The following is a 23,674-nucleotide window of genomic DNA, read 5'->3' on the forward strand; positions in this document are numbered from 1 at the left end:
AGTACATCTTTCGAGAGAATATTTTTTAACTAAAAATTTATATGCTTTTATGAAGCTTTTAAATACTGAAATTAAAAATGCAGTTTTACAATCAATGATAGATAATCTTGATAAAGAAAGAGAGGCTATCATTGCTGCAAATAAGAAAGATTTAGACGCATTTAATAGAGATGATCAGGCTCTTTATGATCGTTTAGTTGTTGATTCAGCGAAAGTTGATGATATGATTAGAGCGGTTAAAGAGGTTAAAGACCAAGATGATCCAGTTGGAAATGTAATAAGTGAAGATACCTTAGAGAATGGATTAAATATCACTAATAAAACAGCTCCATTCGGTACGATTATGATTATTTATGAATCGCGTCCGGATGTAACCATTGAGGCTGCTGTTTTAGCATTTAAAGCGAATAATAAAATATTATTGAAGGGTGGTAAAGAAGCTCACAATAGTAATGAAGAATTGGTGAAATGCTGGCATAAATCGTTGAAAGAAAATGGTTTAGAGGAAGATTGGATCCAATACTTAAAAATGGATAGACCAACTACTCAGGAATTCTTGAGAAATCCAGACCAGCCTCTTGACTTAATTGTTCCTAGAGGAGGTGAACGCTTGATTGATTTCGTGAAAGAACATGCGAAATGTGCAGTTTTAGTGAGTGGTAGAGGTAATAATTTTGCTTATGTAGCGCCAGATGCTGATATGGAAAAAGTGATTCCTGTTATCGTTAATGCTAAAACTGATAAAATATCAGGTTGTAACGCTTTAGATAAAATTTTAGTAGATGAAAATCATCCTAAGTTTGAAGAAACTCTAAAAACTATTGAAAAAGAACTTACTGATAAGGGAGTTCATATAGTAGCGAGTGATAAAGTGATTAATAGCTTAGAAACAAATGATAAAATCGACAGTGAAGATGTTTGGTATGAAGAATTCTTAGCTATGAAGGCTGCCATGACATCGGTGAATGGCTTGGACGATGCTATTGATTTTATCAATAAATATTCTGGAGGCCACTCCAATACTATATTGACTGAAACGAAAGAAGATGCTGAGAAATTTATGGAACAAGTAGATAGTGCTGCTGTATATCATAATGCTTCAACGCGTTTTACTGATGGTGGTCAAATGGGAGTGGGGGCTGAGTTAGCGATTAGTACTGACAAGCTTCACCACAGAGGTCCTTTAGGCTTAAAGCAATTAGTAACTAATAAATATTACGTTTTAGGTAGCGGACAAATCAGGAAATAATTTTATAAATTATACATACAAAAAAAGGCTTATCATTATATGATAAGCCTTTTTTTGTTTAATTCCAGATGTTATAAGCGACTTGGACGCCAAGTCTAAAGTTATATCGAAGCCCATTTTGATCTCCCATTTGTTGACCATCTGAGGTAAACATTTTATCGGGTATATCTGCTAAACCTGTATAGTCTTTAATATAATTAAACCCCAAGCCACCAAATATCTTAATATAAAAAGGATCGAAAGAGTATAATTTTCCAATCTTAAAATTTATGCCTGGAATTATTCTTTCAATTCTAGAATCAAAAAATCTATAATATTCACAATCTCCGAACTCATCATTGCAACTATAACCTGCTACTCTATCGGATTTAAAACTTGCCCAATAAAATTGAGATTCAATATCAAGGAATGTAAATGAGTTTTGTGGATAATTGATCTCATTTTCTAATATAAAACGATAGTAAAAATAAAGTTTAGCACCGTATACTTCCGAATATTGATTATTTGCATTTAGTTGATTAAAGCCTTGCACATCATAAATATATCCTAATTCAACCCCATAAGCATTTTCTTTATTAAAAGTTTGCATCATACCAAAATCTAGAGAATTATAATTTTCGAAGGCAGAACTCAATGAAAGATAAGTTAGAAATAGTGGTTCATAATCATTCTCCTTATTTGGAAAAGAGTTGTTTAGGGTGTTTTGACTTAAACTGGAAAACGAAGTAGCTATAAAAGTAAAAACTAGTAAAAATTTATTCATTACCCTCAATGCTTAAGATTTGACTCAGTTCTTTTAATTCATAAGGATCATTATAATCATATTGATAAATTCCGTTTTTACCCGTGATGATAAGCTCCTTTCTAGCGTAATTTGTAATCACATCATAGCTAGGAATACTATCATAATGTGATATTAATTGAGGATTTGCTCTGTCTTTTATATTAAAAACTTTAAAACCATAATCTCCTTCACAAACAAATAATACAGTATCACTAACTGAGAGCCCATGAGGGTTTTTCATTTCAATAGTATTCAATAACCTTGGGTCTCTAAGGTTAGAAACGTCTACTACCTCCATACGGTCAACCCCAGTTTGGCATGTAGTTCCGCTTCTTAGTGTAACATATGCGATACTGTTGGATACTACTACAGGATCGCATGAGAATGAATGTTCAAAATCTGACAGGAATTGAGGGACTGGTCCATTATCTAATGAGTAAATCTTCATACCCCATTGAGTTCCTAAAAACAAATAATTTTCATAGGGGAATATAGTCTCTACTCCTGAGCCAACTTCAAGCGTATTCAGTAATTCAGGATTATCTGGATTCGCAATATCGAATGTTTTAAGTGTGTTTTCATCTACAATGTAAAGGTATCCTTTCAAGAAAGTGAAGCGGGTCATTGATCCACCTTTCCCTTCACCTGAAGCATCAAACTCTGCATCGCTCACGCATGAAGAAAGGCTAATGAAAATTATAAAAGTATATATAAAAAAGGAGCGTAATTTTAAGCTTTTCATATTCTGATAGTTTTGGGTTAACGGTAACATTTAGGTGATTGAAGAGTGGTCAATTCCCAACCAATTACTAATCCTTTTTCAGGATCGGGGCATTCAAAATAAAAACCTTCTTGCTGAGGATATTGAGAACCGAAGGGAAAAACATCCTTCACACGAGATGCTATTTTTACATTCTCTGGATTATTAATGTCTATGGCTAAAAGATCTGATGCTTGATCTGCATACAAAATATTATCTCTGACAGCTACATCATTACTACCTGTTATTTGAATAAACCCAATGTTTTGAGGATTTTCAGGATTACGATTATCAAAAACATGAATTCCTTTTAATCGATCGACCAATAATAAATAGTCATTGATAACATAAATTTTACCAGGATCCTCAATTTCTCTAGGAGGCAAGGTTTTAACTTCTTTTTCGCCTTCTGTAGCGTAAATAGGTCTATAACCTTCTACTTCTTCTACGTCAAAATTAGGGACGTTTTCCCAATTATTGCAGGCCAATATGCTTAGGCCAAAAGCTGAAATGGTTAATAGTTTGAGTATTTTATATTTCATACTGAATCAATTTAGTGGTTCCTTTTTATTGACACATATGTATGTAATTTGGTTGTAATAAATTGTTAGTTAATAAATTCATAACATTAAGGATTCTCTTAGACTGTTCAAATATACTGCAGACTAATATTAAAATTTCAAATTTTTATAGCATCTTAGCAAGAGAGAGTTCAATATGCGCATTACTACAACCGTTTTATTCTTCGTTTTTCTGCTAACTTCTTTCACTTTCAATTCTTTTTCACAAGGTGGAAATGGTTCAGCTGACAGTATAGAGGTTATCAGACTCAATAATCTTTTTAAACTTCAATACAGAAGTGAACCAGCAAAAAGTTTTGAGTATGCTAATACTGCTTTGGAGATATCCCAGAGGATTAATTTTCTGTCAGGTGAAGCTACTGCTTATAATAATTTAGGAGTTTACTATAAACAAAAAGGAGATTACGATAAGGCTTTAAAAAATTATAGACTAGCATTTAACCTATACGAGTCCTTACATCAGAAGGAGGGAGTAGCCAAATCTTTAAGTAATATAGGAAATATTTATTCCATAAATGATGATTATGAACAAGCTTTAAAATATTACACTCAGGCTAGAGATATTTTTTCTGAATTAAATGATCAGGGGAAATTGCTCATGATTTTAAATAATATAGGCAGCATTTATCTTGATAATGGTCAAGAAATAGAAGCGATTCATTATTATCAACAAGTATTAAATATATACAATAAAAATCCTTATCAATCTTCTTTATTTGATCCTTTTAGTAACATTGGAAAAGTCTATTTTGACCGACAGGAATATGATAGTGCTTTATTTTATTTTAATAAATCATTAAAAAAAGAAGAGGCGGATGATAATAAGTTTGGTATAGCAAGCGCTTTGGTAAAAATTGCCAGACTTCATAACGCCAGAGGTAGCTATTTAGCTGCAGAAGGTGCAGGCTTAGATGCAGTAGATCTTGCCGATGAAATTAATGCAAAACCCATTCTATTAGATGCTTACAGTACCTTAGCGGAGGTCTATTTACATTTAGATGATTTGGAGAATTCATATGTATATATGAATCAATATCACATTATGAGCGATAGCCTTTTCAATGAAAGTTCTAGAAGAGCCATCGCAGAATTAGAAAAAGCCATTGAATTAGAGCAAAAAGAAAAAGAAATAGCACTGCTGAAAAAAGAGTCTGAGATAAAGGACTTGCAATATAAGAACAGCCAGCTTTTTAACTATAGCACTGTGGCCCTTTCCTTACTTTTACTTGCATTAGCCATCATTTCATATTTGAAATTTAAGCAAAATAGGAAAGCTAAATCTTTATTAGAATATCAGAATAAACAGATTTTAGAAAGTAAAAAAGCGATTGAGGTACAAAAAATGAAGCTTGAAAGTTGGAATCAAAATATTACAGATTCCATAGAATATGCTAAAAATCTTCAGGAAGGAATTATGAATAAAAATAATTTCAAAGAGAATATACCTTCCTCATTTGTTTTTTATCAACCTAAGGATATTGTAAGTGGTGATTTCTATTGGTATGCAAGACAATCTAATTACGATATTCTAGCTTTAATTGACTGCACAGGACATGGAGTGGCTGGAGCATTCATGACCGTAATTGCAAATGCAACCATGAATCAAATTGTGATTGATGAAAAAGAAACAGATACTCATAAAATATTACAAAAGCTTGACGAGAAGGTTCGAGAAATTCTCAAGCAGAAAGAAGTAACGACTATGAATTACAGCATGGATGTTTCTTTATGTAAAATAGATTATGATAAAAATATCCTCACATTTTCAGGAGCAAAAAGACCTCTTTATGTTGTAGAGAATAATGAACTAAAGGAGTTTAAGGGAAATAGTTTTACAATTGGAGATTACTACAATAGCCCTGACAAGAAGTTTACTTTTCAGGAAATAGACATTTCTGATAATCAATGTTTTTATTTAAGTTCTGATGGTTATGCAGATCAATTTGGGATGCAAACGCAAAAGAAATATTTAAGGAAAAGATTCAAAGGGCTTCTTGAAAATATTGCTTCAAAAAGCTTTTCAGAACAAGAAAAAAGCCTTCGTAAAGAAATGAAAAGATGGCAAGGGGAAATGGAGCAAACTGATGATATGTTGGTGATTGGGTTTAGTGCGAAATAAGTTCAAAGAAAAACGGGGTGATTAATATTCTAATCACCCCTTTTTTAATAAAATTTATTTAATCAACATTTTTCCTCCAAATGATCCAGACTTTGATTGAATTTGATAGTTGTAAAGTCCGGAAGGTAAATCATTCCTTTCAAACTGTATTGATTGTTTTCCAGAACTTAGATTTTTAAAAGTTTCCTCTCTAACTAATTGTCCTTTTAAGTCATACACTCTCAATTTGACAGATTCTTTTTTGTTAAGATTGAAAGTTAAATTAGTTTGATTGGTAAAAGGATTTGGAAAAACTGAATATTTAGAATTCGTTATTTGGTCTTCCGTACTCAAAATCCTTTGAGTGGTAAAAGACCATTCAATAGTTTCGTTTTCTTTTCCTGAAGCACTTATAATACTTTTTTCAGGAATTGTTACTTGATAAGTATTAGATCCTAAACCAATATGTACTAAGTTTAATGATAAGCTATCAATATAAATGTCCGTTAAAGAAATCTCCGTACCATTTATATCTTCTAATGTTATTCCACTTAAATCAATTTCTTTTATTTCCTGATCAAAAGTGATATAAATTTCAGTCGTCTTTTCTACTGAAGTAGCTTCTGCTGCTGGCATGGTTTCTTGTATAGCTATACTACAGGTCTCATCACCGATGATATTCCATCCATAATCATCAATTAATTGTTTTCTATATCCAGCGGAGGCACAATACAATAAGCCTTCAGCACTTAGCGCGATTTCAGATGGTATGTTGCCATTTGTCGCCCAGCCTTCTAAGGTTAGGTCATAATTAGCCGGAGATAATCCTGAATTAGTTAGAAATTCGAATAGGCTGCTAGCATTGGATAAATCCCAGTTACCCAGGTTTTGATCGAATCCAGTGGCATTATAGAACATACCTGATATATCTGTAACATTTGCTGTATTCCATTCACTAATATCCTGATTAAAATTTGTAGCCTCTCTGAACATATCTGTCATGTTGGTCACGTTGCTAACATTCCAAGTTGAGATTTCTGAATTCATAGAATCTGCACCGTAGAACATACCCCGCATATTAGTTACATTACTCACATCCCAGCTACTGATGTCACCTTGAAAAGAGTCCGCATCCCAGAACATATATTCCATGTCTGTTACTTTAGAAGTATTCCAATCAGAGAGGTCCAGATTAATGGCTGTTGCGCTAGCAAATAATCTGGACATTTTAGTCACATTAGATACATCCCAGTTACTTAAATCCGGATTAAAATAAGCAGCACCGTGAAACAGATCTGACATATTAGTTACATTACTAACATCCCAATGGCTGATATCTGCATTCATAGTTTTGGCATTATAAAACATGCGTGTCATATCAGTTACCTGAGACAAGTCAGGCGCATCAGAGGCGGTAATTGTAAGGTTTTCGCATCCTGCAAAAGCCGTATTGAAGGTAGTCCATTGGATACCACCCCAGTTTTGTATTTCTGTAATTTTGAGTTTATCACCAGAATCTGAGAAGTTAATTCGATTAACTCCATTCATAATCTTTATCCTATATTCTCCGGAGTTAGGAAGATTTAGTGTATGGTAATATCCATTGGATATCTCTAAGCCATAAAGGTTATTATCATTCATATCTTCCCAATAAACCAAACTTTCCTCCCCGCTGATCGGAACTATTAATTGATCAGGTTCACTTTGACCTTCATTAGCTGAATTCCAAGTTGTTATAAAAGCAGATTCACAGTTCTCAACATCACCAGAAATTGTCCAGCCTTTCTGATTTAATAAGAAATCTCTTGCTCTCTTTCCAAAGCAATACTCCAATCCTGAAGCATCTAAATCTACACCTGTTTTTAAACTGTCTAATTGAGCCCAGGCAATTAAGGTTAGGTCATAAGCCTGAAGACTTAGTCCACTTCCAGATAACATATTGGTCATTGAAGTAGCATTTGATACATCCCAAGTGCTTAAATCATAATTAAATCCAGATGCCATATAAAACATATTTGAAAAATCTGAAATGTTTGAGACATCCCAATTATTTAAATTTGCATTAAACTTACTCGTACCAGAGAAAATATATGCCAAAGAGTTTATTAAGCTTAAATCAGGAGCATCTGTTGCACTATATGTTAAGCTATCACATTTATAGAAAGCTGCTTCTAATGATTCCCATTGAATTTCGCCCCATTGTTTTATTTCAATAATTTTATTACTATTTGTAAGCCAAGTATCACTATTTCTAAAGTTTAATCCTTCCAAATCACCTCTTATTGATAATTGATAAATACCAGGATGAGGAAAAGTAATTGTAGTTGATCCATTTGTATTTATTAGTCCATTATTGGTTGATTCTCCAACTTCCTCCCATTGAACACTATAATAACCACCTGTTGCAGGAATGGCAATTTGATTATCATCAAGACTCCCTGGGTTATTCGTATTCCAGATAGTGATGAAAGGCTCAGAACATAAATAGGCATCTCCACTAAAACCCCAGGCTTTAGATTCTTTTAAAAAATTTCGTGCACTGTCATTGCAAAATCCTAGGTTTTGCGCACCCAATATAATAGAGTCAGGTGCTGTTTCTAATGCTGCCCATCCGGCTAAAGTTGAATCATAATTCTCATTACTCAATCCAGTATAGGAAAGCATACCGAACATCTCTGAAGCGCTTGATATATTCCAATTATTTAAAGATTGATCAAATGCCTTAGCCTCCAAACAAAAAGCTTCGAAGTCAACAACTTGAGCAACATTCCAGTCTGATATATCTCCATTAAATTTTACCGCTCCTTCGAACATACTGCGCATTCGTATGGCGTTAGAAACATCCCAATTGTTTAGATTCTGATTGAAAGAGTTAGCGTTTCGAAACATATTTTGGAAATCTTTCACTGTAGAAACATCCCAATTCCCTATGTCACCATTAAATAGGTAGGTATCATCAAACATACCATACAAGGAAGTGATTTGGCTTAAATCTGGAATATCCGTAGCGTTATATCGTAAACTATCACAATCCTTGAAGGCCTGAAACAAATCTTCCCATTTAATATCTCCCCATTGATCAATGGATATTAATTTATTTCTTTCATCACTACCATTTAATCCAAATCTTATTACATCAGCTTCACCCCTGATAGAAACTCTGTAAATTCCAGGTGTATCAAATATCAAAATAGGATCATTAAACATAAATATAGTATCTCCACTATTAAGATCATTATCAATCTGCTCCCAATGAACACTATAATTTTCGTCTATATTATTCGATATTGGAAGGATTAATAAAGTATCTGCATTGCTAATTGAATTACGCGTATCCCAGGTGGTTATAAAAGGTCTTCCGCAAGATTCATTATCGCCAATAAATTTCCAATTCTTTTTATTTATTAAGCTATCTCTTTCAATAGAAACACAATAATTTAATCCAGCGGCACCTAATGTGACATTATCTTGAACAAGATAAATATTAAACCACCATTCTAAGGTTTTTTCATAATTGTATTCAGATACTGCCGTGCCATCTAACATGCCGATCATATTATTTATGGTCCGAATATTCCATCCACGCAAATTGGCGTTAAACTCAGCAGCTCCGGCAAAGGTATAATTTAAGCTATTTACATAATCTAGATTAGGATAATCAGTTGCAGTATAAACCATATTGGCACACCCCATAAAGGCAGAATCTAGATTTTGCCAGAATATATCGCCCCAACTTTCTAGGTCTATTAATTTCAATTTATCACCGCCATCAGCAAATTTAAGCTCACTTAAGTCTCCAGTAATCTTAATTCTGAATGTACCAGGGTGGGGTAAATCTAGCAAAACAGCGTTACTGGTAGTATCTATACCTTTAGAAGTAGGATCATTCACATCTTCCCATTCTAAAATGAAAGGTCCTCCGGCAGTAGGTAGTTGTAATTGATTATCGGCACTTACTCCAGTGTTTTCGGTATTAAAAACTGCTGTAAAAGGTTCTCCGCAGAAATATTTGTCTTCTAAAATAGTCCAGTTTTTTTGATTAACCAAAAATTCCCTACCTGGACTAATACAATATTCTAAACTATATGCTCTTAACTGAAGGTCTGAAGGAATATCTATTTGTTCTGCCCAACTATCTAACGTAATGGTATAATTTTGTCTGGAATAGGAATAAGGAAAAAAATTACCTAAACTTTTTGCACTATTAATACGCCATTTATCCAATGGATGATTGTAGGCAGAAATTGCAAAAATATTTGTAAACTTTTCAACATTTGTAACGTCCCAATTGCTTAAATCCTGGTTAAAACTTGAAGCGTGTTGAAACATAAATGATAAATCTATAGCATTGGTGAGCTCCCAATCGCTTAGATCTTGATTGAAACTGGAAGCATCTGAAAACATAGCATAGAAGTCATCTATATTTGAGACATCCCAATTACCAATTAATCCATTGAATTTTCTAGCTTTTCTAAAAGTACTATTCAATGAGGTTGTCTGAGTTAAATTAGGAATATCTGTAGCGCTGCATTCTAAATTATAGCAATCATAAAACGCATAATCAAGATTATTCCATACAATATCACCCCATTGTTCAATATTTAGAATTTTATCTTCATCTCCTTGTGAGTATATTCTTATTGAATTAAAATCCCCACTAATCTTCACTCGATAAGTCCCAGCACTTGGGAAAGTAATTGTGTGTACATCAGTAGCTATTTCACTACCGTTATTATTAGCTTCATTGCCGACTTCTTCCCACTCAATTAAATAATCAGTACCTGTGCCGGGTATGGTAATCTGATTGTCTTCACTTGTTCCAGGATTATCTGTTTTCCAAACGGTTATAAACGGTCGGTCTTGAGCAATAAGAAAACTACTTTGAAAGATTAATAGGGTAAATAAAGACAATAGTATTTTACTAACTTTTGAAAAGCTGGTTGGGGGAGTTAAAATGTACATAAAGGGGGATTAAAAATGATTAGATAAAAGTTTAATGTATATAGAAAGTGCTAAACTAATTCTTTCTCTTTTAAATAAAAATAATAGCGGTTAATTTGGACTTGTAATGTATTTGAAATTGAGAGCCTTAAAGACTCTCATCCCATTCTAATCTCCCTTGAGACACACCCATTAAGTTGCATAGGCGATACAAAATTCTGGCACCTACATTTCCATTCCAGTCTGTATTTTCACCCGGAGCAACTTCATTTAAGTCAAAACCGATAATTTTTTTACCGTTTTTCACCAATTTAGTTAATAAGTATATCACTTCAGAGTAACTTAATCCTCCTGGTACTGGCGTTCCGGTATTCGGACATAATTCTGGTCTGAGGCCATCAATATCGAATGATATATAAACCTTATCTGGAAGTTCCTTAATAATTCTATCACAGATGATAGTCCACGATTCTCCTTCAAACATACCTACTTTAATGTCTTCATCATAGAAAACACTTACTCTGTCACCCTGACTTTCTGCAAACTTTACTTCTTCCTCACAAAAATCTCTAATACCTACTTGAACGAGTTTTTCAATCTGTGGGACTTCCTGCAACATATTATATGAAATAGAAGCATGCGAATATGTGAAATTTTCATAAGCTTTTCTGAAGTCCATATGCGCATCTAATTGAAGCACACCAAAAGATTCATTTTGAGATGCTAGAGCATGAACTGCTCCTAAAGGGGTACTATGATCACCACCGACTATTCCCAATAATTTTCCTTTCTTAAGAATTTCAAGTGATTCTTTTTTCACCCACTCGACCATTTCCGTACAAGCCGTATTGATTGCCTTTGATAAATCGGATCCTTCTTCACTATCTTCTTTTCCTTCTTCTAATAAACTTATGTATTGCTCAGCTTTAGTTCTATTTTCTTCACTTTTTGAAAATAAATCTTCATGAATAGGAAGCATATGAATCCCCATTTTCCAAGCATCAATTATATCTTTTTGATACAGATCGACCTGAACAGATGCATTTTTTATATGCTCTGGTCCTTTAGCGGTTCCTGCTTCATAGGATACCGTCACTTCCCAAGGAACTGGCAATAAGATTAAATCTGCATTTTCTTTATCGAATGGTAGTGCAAAAATATGGTCAATATTACCCAATCCATTTGGGTCAAAGTTTTTAATAATTTGATTTTTTTTACTCATATATATTATTGAATGTCGTCTGGACTGATGTATTCTATAAAGTCACAATTTTTTTCTGAAACTTCAGACCAAGATGAAAACGGAATTTGGATATGCACCATTCCTGCAGCTTGTACATAACCTACTTCAGAACCCGTTATATATTCCGAAATGTAGGTGATTGCGGGGTTGTGGCAAATTATAATTGCAGATCTCATTTCAGCAGGAATCTCAGAAATTACTCTCAACATTATTCGGGCTGATGCTTCATAAATGTCTTCAGATGCTTCGATATGATCTTTTTTCACTCCTAGCTGTTCGTTGATTCGGTACATAGTTTCAGTGGTTCTTTGCGCTATACTATGCAGCATAATGTCTGGATGGAACTCTTTCTGTTTTAAATACATGCCCACTTTGGAAGCATCTTGCAAACCCTTTGCGGTTAATTGGCGTTCCACATCTTTCAGGCCTGAAGTTGCTTCTTCTGCTTCGCCATGGCGTATTAAATATAGATCTTTAACCATTTGATTGAATAGCTGTTTGTAAGTAAAATTAGGATTATTCATTAAACTATCTCAATAAACGAGTAAAAACCTAAATTCTTTTTTTCTAAAAAAAAATATTGATATTTGAATTTTAAAATAAAATTAACCTAAAGATATGTCGAAAAATTTAGTGATAGTGGAGTCACCCGCCAAAGCCAAAACGATTGAAGGTTACTTAGGAAAAGATTATAAAGTACTTTCCAGTTATGGCCACGTAAGGGATTTACCGAAGGGGAATAATGCCATCGACATAGAAAATGGTTTTACACCTACTTATGAAATCTCTAAGGATAAAAAGGAGGTAATTAAAGCTTTAACAAAAGAAGCGAAATTAGCAGAAATGATCTATCTGGCGACTGATGATGACCGTGAAGGAGAAGCCATTTCATGGCATTTAAAAGAAGCTTTAAAGTTAGATGATGCAAGAACCAAAAGAATCGTATTTAGAGAAATCACTAAATCTGCGATTCAAAATGCCATAAAGTCGCCAAAGGGAATTGATGTTGATTTAGTAAATGCTCAGCAAGCGAGAAGAATTTTAGATAGGCTAGTAGGTTTTGAGCTTTCACCTATTTTATGGAAAAAGATTAAAACAGGATTGTCGGCTGGTAGAGTACAATCTGTAGCGGTAAGAATAGTGGTAGAAAGAGAGCGTGAGATTGAAAAGTTTAAGCCAGAGTCATTTTATAAAGTACAAGCCTTTTTTAATGTAGAAGGAAAAGAACTAAAAGCAGAGCTTCCGGGTAGATTTAAAACTGAGGAAGAAGCCATGTCTTTCTTGGAAAATTGCTTAGAGGCAGAATTTTCAATTGGTAAATTGGAGAAAAAGCCAGGTAAAAAATCTCCTGCGCCACCCTTTACTACTTCTACATTACAGCAAGAAGCATCTCGAAAACTAGGGTTTTCTGTTTCTCAAACCATGACATTGGCTCAGCGCCTTTATGAAGCAGGTAAAATATCCTATATGAGAACTGACTCATTAAATCTTTCTGATGAGGCGAAACAAGGAGCGGCTAAAGAAATTAAATCTGAGTTTGGAGATGAGTATTCGCACACCAGAACTTTTAAAACAAAATCTGCTGGAGCACAAGAAGCTCACGAAGCCATAAGACCAACAAATTTCGCGAATAAGGAAGCTAGTTCGGATTATAATGAGCAACGATTATATGATCTAATATGGAAGAGAGCGATTGCTTCTCAAATGTCAGATGCTCAAATTGAAAAGACTAACGTCAGCATTGATATTTCCAATACGGATCAAACTTTAAGCGCAAGTGGTGAAGTAGTGAAGTTTGAAGGATTTTTGAAAGTTTATATCGAATCTACTGATGATGAGGAAGAAGGAGAGAATAATGTAACCAAAGGTATGTTACCGCCTTTGCAAGTAGGTCAGGAATTGGATTTGAAGAGAATGCAATCAAGAGAAGGATTCACGCGTCCACCTGCAAGATATAATGAAGCTACCCTTGTTAAAAAGCTGGAAGAAATGGGGATTGGAAGACCTTCTACCTATGCACCTACTATCTCTACAATTCAAAAGAGAGGATATGTGAATAAGGAATATAGAGATGGTAAGGAGCGAAAGTATGTTGAAATGGTGCTTGAAAATGGAAAGGTTGAAAGGACTGAGAAAACAGAAATAACGGGTACTGAAAAGAATAAATTATTCCCAAGTAATTTGGCAATGGTGGTGAATGACTTTTTAGTAGAGCATTTCCCTAATGTTACGGATTACAATTTTACTGCTAAAGTAGAGCAGGAATTTGATGAGATTGCCAAAGGAGAAAAGATCTGGAATAATATGATCAATAAATTCTATGGTGAATTCCATGAAAAAGTTGATGAAGCGGAAAGTATTGAAAGAAAAGATATAAATACTGGGAGAGAATTAGGTATTGACCCGAAAACAGGAAAAAAAGTTATTGTTCGTTTAGGGAAATTTGGTCCGCTGGTTCAACTAGGTGAAACGCCTGATGCAGAGGACGAAAATGCTGAAAAACCTCAATTTGCAAGTTTAAGAAAAGGGCAATTTATTGAAAGTATTACTCTGGAAGATGCCTTGGAATTATTTAAACTTCCTAGAAATTTAGGTGAATATGAAGATAAAAAGATGGTGGCTGCCATTGGTAGATTTGGTCCTTATGTTCGCCACGATGGTAAATTTGTAAGTATCCCAAAAGGTGAAGACCCATTGGATATTACTGCAGATAGAGCTATTGAGTTAATTGAAGCTAAACGAAAAGCGGACCGTGAGAAATTTATAAAGGGATTCGAGGAAGATGAAAATGTTCAGGTTCTGAACGGTAGATGGGGTCCTTACATCAAGTTTGGTAAGAAAAATGTTAAAATTCCAAAAGATAAAGAGCCTACGGAATTGACTTATCAGGATTGTGTGGAATTAGCTGAAAAAACACCAGATAAAAAGGGTGGAAAAAAAGCTGCTGCCAAGAAAAAGTCTACTAAGAAAAAATAGAATTAAAGCCCTTTTAAAAGGGCTTTTTCTTTTCAATTAAGTTTGACAATTGAACTTTATAGCTGTTGATTTACGAATTAATTGTCTTGATTAATTATACTTCAATTTTAATCTATGAATAAAGGAATTCTTTACATGATAATAGCGGGTTTTTTGTTCGCAAGCATGAATGTGTTTGTGAAAATGCTTCCTAATATTCCGGCTGTTGAGATCGTATTTTTTCGATCATTGATCTCATTCATCATGAGTTTTGCCTATTTGAAATACGTTGGGGTTCCAGTTTTAGGAAACAATAAAAAGCTATTAATAGCAAGAGGAGCCGTAGGGGCAGTAGCCTTAACCATGTATTTTTACACACTGCAAAATATTCCTCTGGCAAGTGCAGTAACCATGCAATTTTTATCCCCCATTTTCACCTCAATTTTAGGTGTTTTTATTGTTCGGGAGAAGGTTCATCCAAAACAATGGATCTTTTATATAATGGCTTTTGCCGGCTTAATCATCATACAAGGTTTTGATCCAAGAATATCCATTCAAATGTTTATAATTGGGATAAGCTCTTCCATTTTTGCTGGTCTTGCCTATAATATTATTAGGAAAATTAATAAGACTGAGCATCCGCTAGTCATTGTTTTTTATTTCCCTTTGGTAACCACCCCTTTAACCGGCTTGTATTCTGCTTTTAATTGGGTGATGCCAGTAGGTTCTGAATGGTTGATTTTACTGGCTATTGGCATTTTAACACAGTTCGCTCAATATTTCATGACTATGTCTTATCAATCCGAAGATTTATCAAAAGTGGCTAGCTTGAAATATCTTACTATAATTTATGCCATTGGCTTTGGATATGTATTTTTTGATGAAACCTACAATTGGATTGTGTTTTCTGGGATAGGACTAATATTAACTGGCGTAATTCTCAATGTATGGTTCAAAAATAAATTATCAAAAGTCAACCGTTAAATCCATTTTTTATTCTTCGAAGGATATAGGCATGTCATCGAATTGATAGGAATTCAATTGGGGCTTCCAGTGGTTTTTTACAACTTAAGCTAGTTTTTATAATGAGCTTCAATAAAGATTGTTTTATATTTAAGATTTAATATTCATGTGGCCATGAATTTTGAATGAGCATCAGTAAAGAAAATATCTCAATGGGAAAGGAGAACACCCATTTACAAGTAGAGTTGGAGGCTGTTAAAAAGAAGCTAGCTCAATACCAATTTGCCGCTGCCGGTGCAAATGAAGGTTTGTGGGATAGGGATTTAATATCTGGCGAGGTATTTATTTCTCCACCCTGGCTTACAATGCTTGGTTATGATCCTAAAGAGATTAAAGAATACTTTTCTTTATGGGAAGAATTAATGCATCCGGAAGATCACCAAATAACCGTGAAAGCTCTAGATGATTTTATTGCAGGAATAAAAGATGATTACAATGTTCAATTTCGATTAAGACATAAAAATGGTCATTATATTTGGGTGCAATCTACTGCTAAGCTTACAGTAGATGAAAATAATATACCTATCCGAGTTTCAGGTTCACATCGTGATATAACGGAAAAAAAGAGAAGTGAAGAAATCATAAAGTTAAGTGAGGAGAAGTATAAAAACTTTTTCAAAAATTCACTTATCGGAATCATGAGGGTTCGAAAAGATGATTTAGAGGTTATGGAAATTAACCAAAAGGGCATGAGTATTTTGGCACTTCCACATTTAACCCGACATTTGAAATTAACCGATTTGTTTGTTGATAAAGGAGAGACAGATCGATTTATGGCATTATTGTCAGAAAAAGAATCTCTCGAAGAATATGAAGCTAAATTTCAAAGGTGGGATGAATCAGAAACTTGGGTTTCTATTTCTGCTTCTGAAATTGAAATTAATAAGCAGAATTTTTATGATGTTGTTTTTAGAGATATCAGTGAATTCAAAGAGAATTTGTTAGAACTGCAACGCTTAAATTTTGAATTAGATAATTTTGTTTACCATGCTTCTCATGATATTCGCTCTCCGTTGCGATCCTTGATGGGATTGATAGAAATATTAAAAACTGAATCGCGTCCTGCCGAAATTCGAAAAATTATAGAGATGGTCACGGGTAGTATTAATCGACTTGATAAATTTGTGGTTGATTTATTAGCAATGTCTCGTGATCACAGAATGGAAGAACCAGAGGCAGTTCCTATCAATTTTATGGTGGAAGTAAACAATAGCATTACTAATTTTCATCATGTATATACTACCAAAAATCTTGAAATAAGAACCAAAATTATTCAGTGGTATCCTTTCCATTCGGATCTTACTAAAATTCGTATTATTCTTAATAATTTAATTTCTAATTCAATTAAATATCGAAAGAATTTAGATGAAGGTTTTTCATTTATTAATATTGAAATAGAAACATCAGATAAGGAAGCGAAGTTAATAATTGAAGATAATGGAGAAGGAATTCCTCATGATAAACTAGGGAAAATTTTCGATATGTTCTACCGTGCTTCTGAAAATAGTGAGGGAAGTGGTTTAGGAATGTATATCGTTAAAAATGTGATTCAAAAACTTGATGCTGAAATTAAAGTAGATTCAGAAGAAGGAGAGGGGACAAAATTCGAAATCGTAATTCCAAACAGATACAACATAGAAAACTTTAAATAAAATTGCATGTCAGTTCATAAAAACTCAATCAAAAAAATCACTACTCATCAATTGCATGAAATGAAAAATAGAGGTGAAAAAATCTCTATGTTAACGGCTTATGATTTTTCAATGGCTAAGCTTGTAGATGCTGCGGGTGTTGATGTGATTCTGGTTGGTGATTCAGCATCAAATGTAATGGCCGGGCATGAAACTACACTTCCTATTACTCTAGATCAGATGATTTATCATGCAGCTGCAGTAGTAAGGGCGGTTGAAAGAGCATTGGTAGTTGTCGATATTCCTTTCGGATCATATCAAGGCAATTCTTCTGAAGCTTTAAGGTCCTCTATCAGGATTATGAAAGAATCAGGTGGACATGCAGTTAAAATGGAAGGTGGGGCTGAGATTCAAGAATCTATCAAAAGAATTTTAAGTGCAGGAATTCCTGTAATGGGGCATTTAGGTTTAACACCTCAATCTATTTATAAATTTGGAACCTATACCGTTCGAGCAAAGGAAGAAGCGGAAGCAGAAAAGCTAATTGAGGATGCTAAAATTTTAGAAGAATGTGGATGCTTTAGCATCGTTTTAGAAAAAATACCTGCTGAACTTGCTAAAAGAGTAGCAAAAGAAGTAAACATTCCAATAATTGGTATTGGTGCGGGACCATATGTGGATGGCCAAGTTTTAGTATTACATGACTTATTGGGAATTACTACTGAATTTAAACCAAGGTTTTTAAGACACTACGCTAAATTAGATACTACAATAACAGAGGCTATTGGTAAATATGTAGAAGATGTTAAAAATGTAGACTTTCCTAACCAAGATGAAATGTATTAATAGAAACTGAGTTGATATGTTTTAGAATTAGGGTTAAGGTTCTCGAAACACTCTTTTAAGTGAGAAATATATTACTCCAATAGCTATTAAAACGGTTCCTCCTGCAATTACAAATTCCATAAAAATTTTTAGACCATAAACTTTATGTATGTCATAATGTTTAAGTCATCTAAAAGAAAGCGGTATGAAATAATTTCATCTAGTCTTTCTTTTAATTAATTTCGCATTCTAATTTTTGGAACATGGTCTAGAAATGACCGTTACACTTCATAATTATTAAATAATAAAAAAATAAATCATGTCGAAAACCGCAAAGATTTTATATACCAAAACAGATGAAGCACCTGCTTTAGCAACATATTCTTTTTTACCAATTATAAAAGCATTCACTGATTCAGCAGGAATAGTGGTTGAAACTCGTGATATTTCTTTGGCGGGTCGTATAATTTCTCAGTTCCCTGAAAGACTTAAAGCTGAACAGCAAATCAATGATGATTTAGCTGAACTAGGCGAGATTGCAAAAACACCAGAAGCTAATATTGTAAAGCTTCCAAATATTAGTGCATCAATTCCTCAATTGAAGGCCGCAATTAAAGAATTACAAGCATTAGGTTATAATCTTCCGGATTATCCAGATGAGCCTAAAAATGATGAAGAAAAATCTATAAAGGCAAAATATGATAATGTAAAGGGTAGTGCCGTTAACCCTGTTTTAAGAGAAGGGAACTCTGATAGAAGAGCCCCAAAAGCTGTTAAGGAATATGCTAAGAAGCATCCACACAGCATGGGCAAATGGAGTAAAGATTCAAAAAGCCATGTGGCAAGTATGACTGAAGGTGATTTTTACGGAAGTGAAAAATCACTTACTATCCCTGCTGCTACTGAGGTTAAAATTGATTTGAAAACAAAGTCCGGAAACGTAAAAAACCTTAAAAGTGGTTTGAAGCTGCAAGAAGGTGAAATAATTGATGCAGCAGTTATGAGTGCGGCTTCATTAAATGCATTCTTAAAAGAACAAAAAGAGGAAGCGAAGAAAGCAGGAGTATTGTTTTCTATTCACTTGAAAGCTACTATGATGAAAGTGTCTGATCCAATTATTTTTGGTCATGCAGTTAAAGCTTTCTTTGAACCAGTTTTCAAAAAGCATCAAGAAACATTAGACCAATTAGGTGTTGATGTGAATAATGGTTTTGCTTCTTTATTATCACAAATTGAAGGCTTAGCTGAAGATAAAAGAAAAGAGATAGAAGCTGATATTGAGGCATGCTATAATGATGGTCCAGATTTAGCAATGGTAAATTCTGACAAAGGGATCACGAATCTTCATGTGCCAAGTGATGTCATTATTGATGCTTCTATGCCTGCTATGATCAGAACCTCTGGTCAGATGTGGAATAAGAATAATCAAACTCAGGACACAAAAGCTATCATTCCGGATAGAAGTTATGCAGGCGTTTATCAGGAAACTATAGATTTCTGTAAGCAAAATGGAGCTTTAGATCCTGCTACTATGGGAAGCGTTTCCAATGTTGGTTTGATGGCACAGAAAGCTGAAGAATATGGTTCTCATGATAAAACTTTTGAAATTCCAGAAGCAGGAACTGTAGAAGTTACCGACTCTAATGGAAATGTTTTATTAAGTCATGAAGTATCAGAAGGTGATATTTGGAGAATGTGTCAGGTAAAAGATGCTCCGATTAAAGACTGGGTGAAACTAGGTGTTAACAGAGCAAAGGATACTGATAACCCAGCAGTTTTCTGGTTAGATAGAAATCGTGCACACGATTCAGAATTAATAAAGAAAGTGAATGAGTACTTAAAAGATCATGATACTAATGGCTTAGAAATCAAAATCATGAGTCCTGTGGAGGCTACTCGTTATTCTTTAGAAAGAATTGTAAAAGGGCAGGATACTATTTCAGTGACTGGAAATGTATTAAGAGATTACTTAACGGATTTATTCCCAATTTTAGAAGTGGGGACGAGTGCGAAAATGTTATCTATTGTTCCATTAATGAATGGTGGTGGTTTATTTGAAACAGGCGCTGGAGGTTCAGCTCCTAAGCACGTTCAGCAATTTATGGAGGAAGGTCACTTGAGATGGGATTCATTGGGTGAGTTTTTAGCGTTGGCAGTTTCATTAGATCATTTAGGTAAAACCTTTGATAATGAGAAAGCTAAAATTTTAGGAGCTGCTTTAGATAATGCAACCTCTAAATTCTTAGAAGAAAACAAGTCACCTTCTAGGAAAGTGAATGAAATTGATAACAGAGGAAGTCACTTCTATTTAGCAATGTACTGGGCTGAAGCTTTAGCCAATCAAAATGAAGATGCTGATCTTAAAAAGATTTTCAGTAAAGTTGCTGAAGTTATGAAAGCAAAAGAAGCTCAAATAAATGAAGAATTATTAGAAGCTCAAGGAAAAGCGGTTGATATGGGAGGCTACTATAAACCCGAAGAAAGCATATTGATCAAGCAAATGAGACCAAGCAATACACTAAATGAAATATTAGACTCAATAGTTTCATAATTATATCAAGACCCTTTAGTAAAGCAGATAGCGTACTAAAGGGTCTCTTTATTTCTTTGATTAATCAGGCTATTTCATATTTACATAATTTTAACTATGCCTACATTTAACCTTCCTGCATTACCAATTTGAGTATTGTTTCTTTGGTCGTAAACTGGTAATTGAGCTGATAGTTGGAAACTAATCGAGTTATTTATTCTTAACTCCATGCCACTATCGAAAAAGACGGTAGTGCCTCCTGTAAAATCTATACTATTTCCCTCATCTATGTTTTTTCCGGCACTTTCCATATAAAAGCCAGCTTGGGGTATAAATTGTTTTTTAGGGTTACCAAGCACCAGGAATACATCAGATTGAAAATTAAAGCTATTCGCAAATCTATAGTTATTGTGAGTACTGTTTATTTTATAACTAGATGCAGAAAATAAACCCCATTTACCATTCGTCATGGTATGATTTAATCTCAAGAGCAGATCTAAAGTTCCTGTTCCTGGTTGTATTTCAGGGTCAAATACCTCGCCTGCATTATCTTTTATATTGGTAATCCCGGTAGGTAATTTTAAGCTAAGCCCAGGGATTAGATAGTGAGTGAATTGATCAGTTGTGAATCTAATATTTTTATCTATTCCCACAATAGCATCGCCCAACCCAGATAAGGTCATGGTAGTGTCCGAAACAGGATCTACAGTAGACCATACTTTATTATAATAAACAACCGTGCGTTCGTATGGTAGCAATACATTTAACCTGAAGTTTTTAAAAAGATTTAAATTAGCTCTTAAAGCAAAGGTTGAATATTTTTCAAAATCTTGCTGTTTTTTTTCAAAGAATAGATTAGAACCATCTAATTCATGCATTTGTGGCGATCTTGAAAACATGCGGTGCTCTTGATTGAGATGACTGTAGCCATTGAAAGACATATAATGATAGAATACACCAATATAATTTTTCTGGTCAACAGTCTTAAACTCAAATATATTGCAAACGTCACATGCCAATAATCTGGTTTGTATACCTACTAAAATTAATAGTAAAATTAACTTTTTATTCATTTCAATATTTGTTTATAAATTCTTTGTCAGTTAATGTGTGCAGAAACTCGATAATATCACTTTGCTCTTGATGACTTAGTTTAATTCCGACTTTCCCGCCTTCTTTTAGAAGCGGTGATAAAGTTTCGGATTTTTGAACTCCCTCTGCATAATGCAATAGCACACTTTCTAAAGTTGGAAATCTGCCATCATGCATGTAAGGCGCTGTTAAAGCTATATTTCGTAAAGTCGGAGTCTTATATTTTCCCAGATCCTCAGGATCTCTAGTGATTCGATATCTTCCTTTAAATACCTCTTCAAAAGAGGTGTCGGTAAAAACGGAATCAAGTCCGTTATTATGATAGCTGTAATCTGTAAAGTGATCTGATTGGTGGCAGCTGCTACAATGCTGAGTGAATAATTGAAGTCCTCTTTTTTCAGCCGATGAAAATATATTTTTATCAGCTCTGGCGTATTGGTCGTATTTTGAATTTGCAGAGATCAGGCTACGCTGAAATTGTGCCAAGGCTCTGGAAATGGAAGCAGAAGAAACCCCTAAATTAGGAAATGCCTCCATGAATAAGGGATAGTAATCTGGATCATCAGACAACCAGCCAACAAGGCTATCCAAATCATTATTCATTTCATCTACATGCGTAAGTGGTCCAAAACTTAAAGATTCTAAATTAAGTGCTCCTCCATCCCAAAAAAGACCATCTGCCCAGGCAATATTGGCTAGAGTAGGTGAATTCCTATGCAAGGCCTTTCCTGAAACTCCTAAGTTCGACAGCGCTACACCATCAGTAAAGGCTTTTTCGGGCTTATGGCAGCTTGCACAGGAGACTTTTCCATTGGATGAAAATCGCTGATCGAAAAAGATTTTTTCTCCAAGCAGCACTCCTTTTTCTGTTATTAAATTGCGCTCATTTTGTGGTAGAAAATCACCTAGATTCTCCGGAACCTCTATTGCATATTCTGGTACAAATTCCGTATCATCACAAGCGCTCACTATCATTCCCAAGAGAAATAAAGCTATAGAAATATATTGCTTATGTAATTTTGGCATATCGCATAATTGATAAAAGATTTTAATAGGCGCACAAATACTCTCTTAAGTATTACAAAATCAGCTATTAAAGTTGAATATTTTAAGATTGATTATTTGTGCGCCAATTTGCTAGAAGAAAGAATTACATTTATAATCTTTTCTTCTGTTTTGCTGCTAGTTACATGCTTTGATTCCCCATTATTTTAACCGACTTACTAACATTATCTGCTATTTTATTAGCTTGCTCTGGGTTTTTAAAAGTCATATTCACTAAGTTATCAGGATTGCCTAAATCAATTCCAGAGAAAAACTCCGCAATGTCATAGTTAATCATGATTTCATTTCCATCTTCCATTAGCATAAAATCGGCTGATAAATTGATATCCTTGATAAGAGCATTAGTCCCAATATGATATTTGAAAGCTTCGCCATCAACAGTTCCTTCTGCCACAATAAATTTGTAGCCTGAATTCCAGCTCCAGTAAGCAAAGCCAGGATAATCTTCAGATAAAGCATGATCGGAAGGCCAAGCAGAAGGTTCTATGGTGCTATTCACAAGGGTATCTACCCCAATTTGGAAAGATATATTACCGTATTCTCCACCGGGAACTGTAACGCCTTCATAAATCATTTTATCGGCAGAAACTAATAAAAACAAATCATCCTCTTTCTCTTCAGTGGCATTATCAAGTGCTACTTTTTGTCCGTCTTTTTGCTGTAAGCTTAAGTTTGAAACGTAAAATGATACAGTAGAAAAGACTACTTCGTGATTGTTAATGCTATAAACTTGATCTGTAGAAAATTCCTGATCACCTACGGTAGGATGAAAGTGGAAATTAAAGGATACATCTTCTTGGATGATGTTTTCGTTCATATCGTCATTACAAGAAAACATTAGGATGCTTGCTATTAATAGAATATATAGATTTTTCATTTTATTATATTTTTAATTTT

At 34.1% G+C, this 23,674-nt stretch carries 16 protein-coding genes; 7 read left to right on the forward strand and 9 right to left on the reverse strand.

Annotation, left to right across the window (positions count from 1 at the left end; translation table 11 throughout):
- The first annotated feature begins 49 nt into the window (after window positions 1-49).
- Window positions 50-1,249, forward strand: a complete 1,200-nt coding sequence (locus QYS47_RS06210) for a glutamate-5-semialdehyde dehydrogenase (protein ID WP_322348066.1) — start codon at window positions 50-52, stop codon at window positions 1,247-1,249.
- A 58-nt stretch (window positions 1,250-1,307) separates the two neighbouring features.
- On the opposite strand, the gene QYS47_RS06215 is transcribed toward QYS47_RS06210, so the two are convergent.
- The 3 genes from QYS47_RS06215 to QYS47_RS06225 are packed head-to-tail and all read right to left on the reverse strand — an operon-like array spanning window position 1,308 to window position 3,335.
- Complete coding sequence (locus QYS47_RS06215; RefSeq protein ID WP_322348067.1) at window positions 1,308-2,012, reverse strand: hypothetical protein; 705 nt, start codon at window positions 2,010-2,012, stop codon at window positions 1,308-1,310.
- The gene (locus QYS47_RS06220) at window positions 2,005-2,775 is read right to left on the reverse strand and encodes an LVIVD repeat-containing protein (RefSeq protein WP_322348068.1); all 771 of its coding nucleotides are present in this window, start codon (window positions 2,773-2,775) and stop codon (window positions 2,005-2,007) included. Before QYS47_RS06220 ends, QYS47_RS06215 begins: the two co-directional genes overlap by 8 nt.
- Window positions 2,776-2,792: 17 nt before the next feature.
- Entirely contained in the window at window positions 2,793-3,335 is a 543-nt protein-coding gene (locus tag QYS47_RS06225; protein ID WP_302127236.1) for an LVIVD repeat-containing protein, read from the reverse strand.
- Between the two features lie 175 nt (window positions 3,336-3,510).
- Between QYS47_RS06225 and QYS47_RS06230 the strand changes: the two genes are divergently transcribed.
- Window positions 3,511-5,493 carry a tetratricopeptide repeat protein gene (locus tag QYS47_RS06230; protein WP_322348069.1) on the forward strand — a complete coding sequence of 661 codons (1,983 nt, stop codon included), beginning with the start codon at window positions 3,511-3,513 and terminating at the stop codon, window positions 5,491-5,493.
- Window positions 5,494-5,547: 54 nt separating this feature from the next.
- On the opposite strand, the gene QYS47_RS06235 is transcribed toward QYS47_RS06230, so the two are convergent.
- The 3 genes from QYS47_RS06235 to QYS47_RS06245 all read right to left on the reverse strand — a co-directional run bounded on the left by QYS47_RS06235 (window position 5,548) and on the right by QYS47_RS06245 (window position 12,180).
- Complete coding sequence (locus tag QYS47_RS06235; protein ID WP_322348070.1) at window positions 5,548-10,434, reverse strand: BspA family leucine-rich repeat surface protein; 4,887 nt, start codon at window positions 10,432-10,434, stop codon at window positions 5,548-5,550.
- A 127-nt stretch (window positions 10,435-10,561) separates the two neighbouring features.
- Window positions 10,562-11,635, reverse strand: a complete 1,074-nt coding sequence (locus QYS47_RS06240) for an agmatinase family protein (protein ID WP_322348071.1) — start codon at window positions 11,633-11,635, stop codon at window positions 10,562-10,564.
- A 5-nt stretch (window positions 11,636-11,640) separates the two neighbouring features.
- A complete protein-coding gene (locus QYS47_RS06245) occupies window positions 11,641-12,180 on the reverse strand; it encodes a SixA phosphatase family protein (RefSeq protein ID WP_308357334.1) in 540 nt (179 codons plus the stop codon).
- 94 nt (window positions 12,181-12,274) lie between these two features.
- Here QYS47_RS06245 and topA point away from each other — a divergent pair, with 94 nt between their 5' ends.
- The 5 genes from topA to QYS47_RS06270 all read left to right on the forward strand — a co-directional run bounded on the left by topA (window position 12,275) and on the right by QYS47_RS06270 (window position 20,641).
- Entirely contained in the window at window positions 12,275-14,632 is a 2,358-nt protein-coding gene (gene topA, locus QYS47_RS06250) for a type I DNA topoisomerase (RefSeq protein ID WP_322348072.1), read from the forward strand.
- Between the two features lie 114 nt (window positions 14,633-14,746).
- The gene (locus QYS47_RS06255; protein ID WP_322348073.1) at window positions 14,747-15,595 is read left to right on the forward strand and encodes a DMT family transporter; all 849 of its coding nucleotides are present in this window, start codon (window positions 14,747-14,749) and stop codon (window positions 15,593-15,595) included.
- 164 nt (window positions 15,596-15,759) lie between these two features.
- Window positions 15,760-17,286 carry a sensor histidine kinase gene (locus tag QYS47_RS06260; RefSeq protein ID WP_322348074.1) on the forward strand — a complete coding sequence of 509 codons (1,527 nt, stop codon included), beginning with the start codon at window positions 15,760-15,762 and terminating at the stop codon, window positions 17,284-17,286.
- Between the two features lie 6 nt (window positions 17,287-17,292).
- A complete protein-coding gene (gene panB / locus QYS47_RS06265; protein WP_308357330.1) occupies window positions 17,293-18,111 on the forward strand; it encodes a 3-methyl-2-oxobutanoate hydroxymethyltransferase in 819 nt (272 codons plus the stop codon).
- A 298-nt stretch (window positions 18,112-18,409) separates the two neighbouring features.
- A complete protein-coding gene (locus QYS47_RS06270) occupies window positions 18,410-20,641 on the forward strand; it encodes an NADP-dependent isocitrate dehydrogenase (protein ID WP_322348075.1) in 2,232 nt (743 codons plus the stop codon).
- An 80-nt stretch (window positions 20,642-20,721) separates the two neighbouring features.
- On the opposite strand, the gene QYS47_RS06275 is transcribed toward QYS47_RS06270, so the two are convergent.
- From QYS47_RS06275 to QYS47_RS06285, 3 genes are all read right to left on the reverse strand, one after another.
- On the reverse strand, window positions 20,722-21,693 hold the full coding sequence (locus tag QYS47_RS06275; RefSeq protein ID WP_322348076.1) for a hypothetical protein: 972 nt from the start codon (window positions 21,691-21,693) through the stop codon (window positions 20,722-20,724).
- Window position 21,694: 1 nt separating this feature from the next.
- Window positions 21,695-22,738, reverse strand: a complete 1,044-nt coding sequence (locus tag QYS47_RS06280; RefSeq protein ID WP_322348077.1) for a cytochrome-c peroxidase — start codon at window positions 22,736-22,738, stop codon at window positions 21,695-21,697.
- A gap of 160 nt (window positions 22,739-22,898) precedes the next feature.
- Window positions 22,899-23,654, reverse strand: a complete 756-nt coding sequence (locus tag QYS47_RS06285; RefSeq protein WP_322348078.1) for an MbnP family protein — start codon at window positions 23,652-23,654, stop codon at window positions 22,899-22,901.
- Window positions 23,655-23,674 lie beyond the last annotated feature (20 nt).

The organism is Marivirga arenosa, assembly GCF_030503875.2.
GTDB classification, from domain to species: domain Bacteria; phylum Bacteroidota; class Bacteroidia; order Cytophagales; family Cyclobacteriaceae; genus Marivirga; species Marivirga arenosa.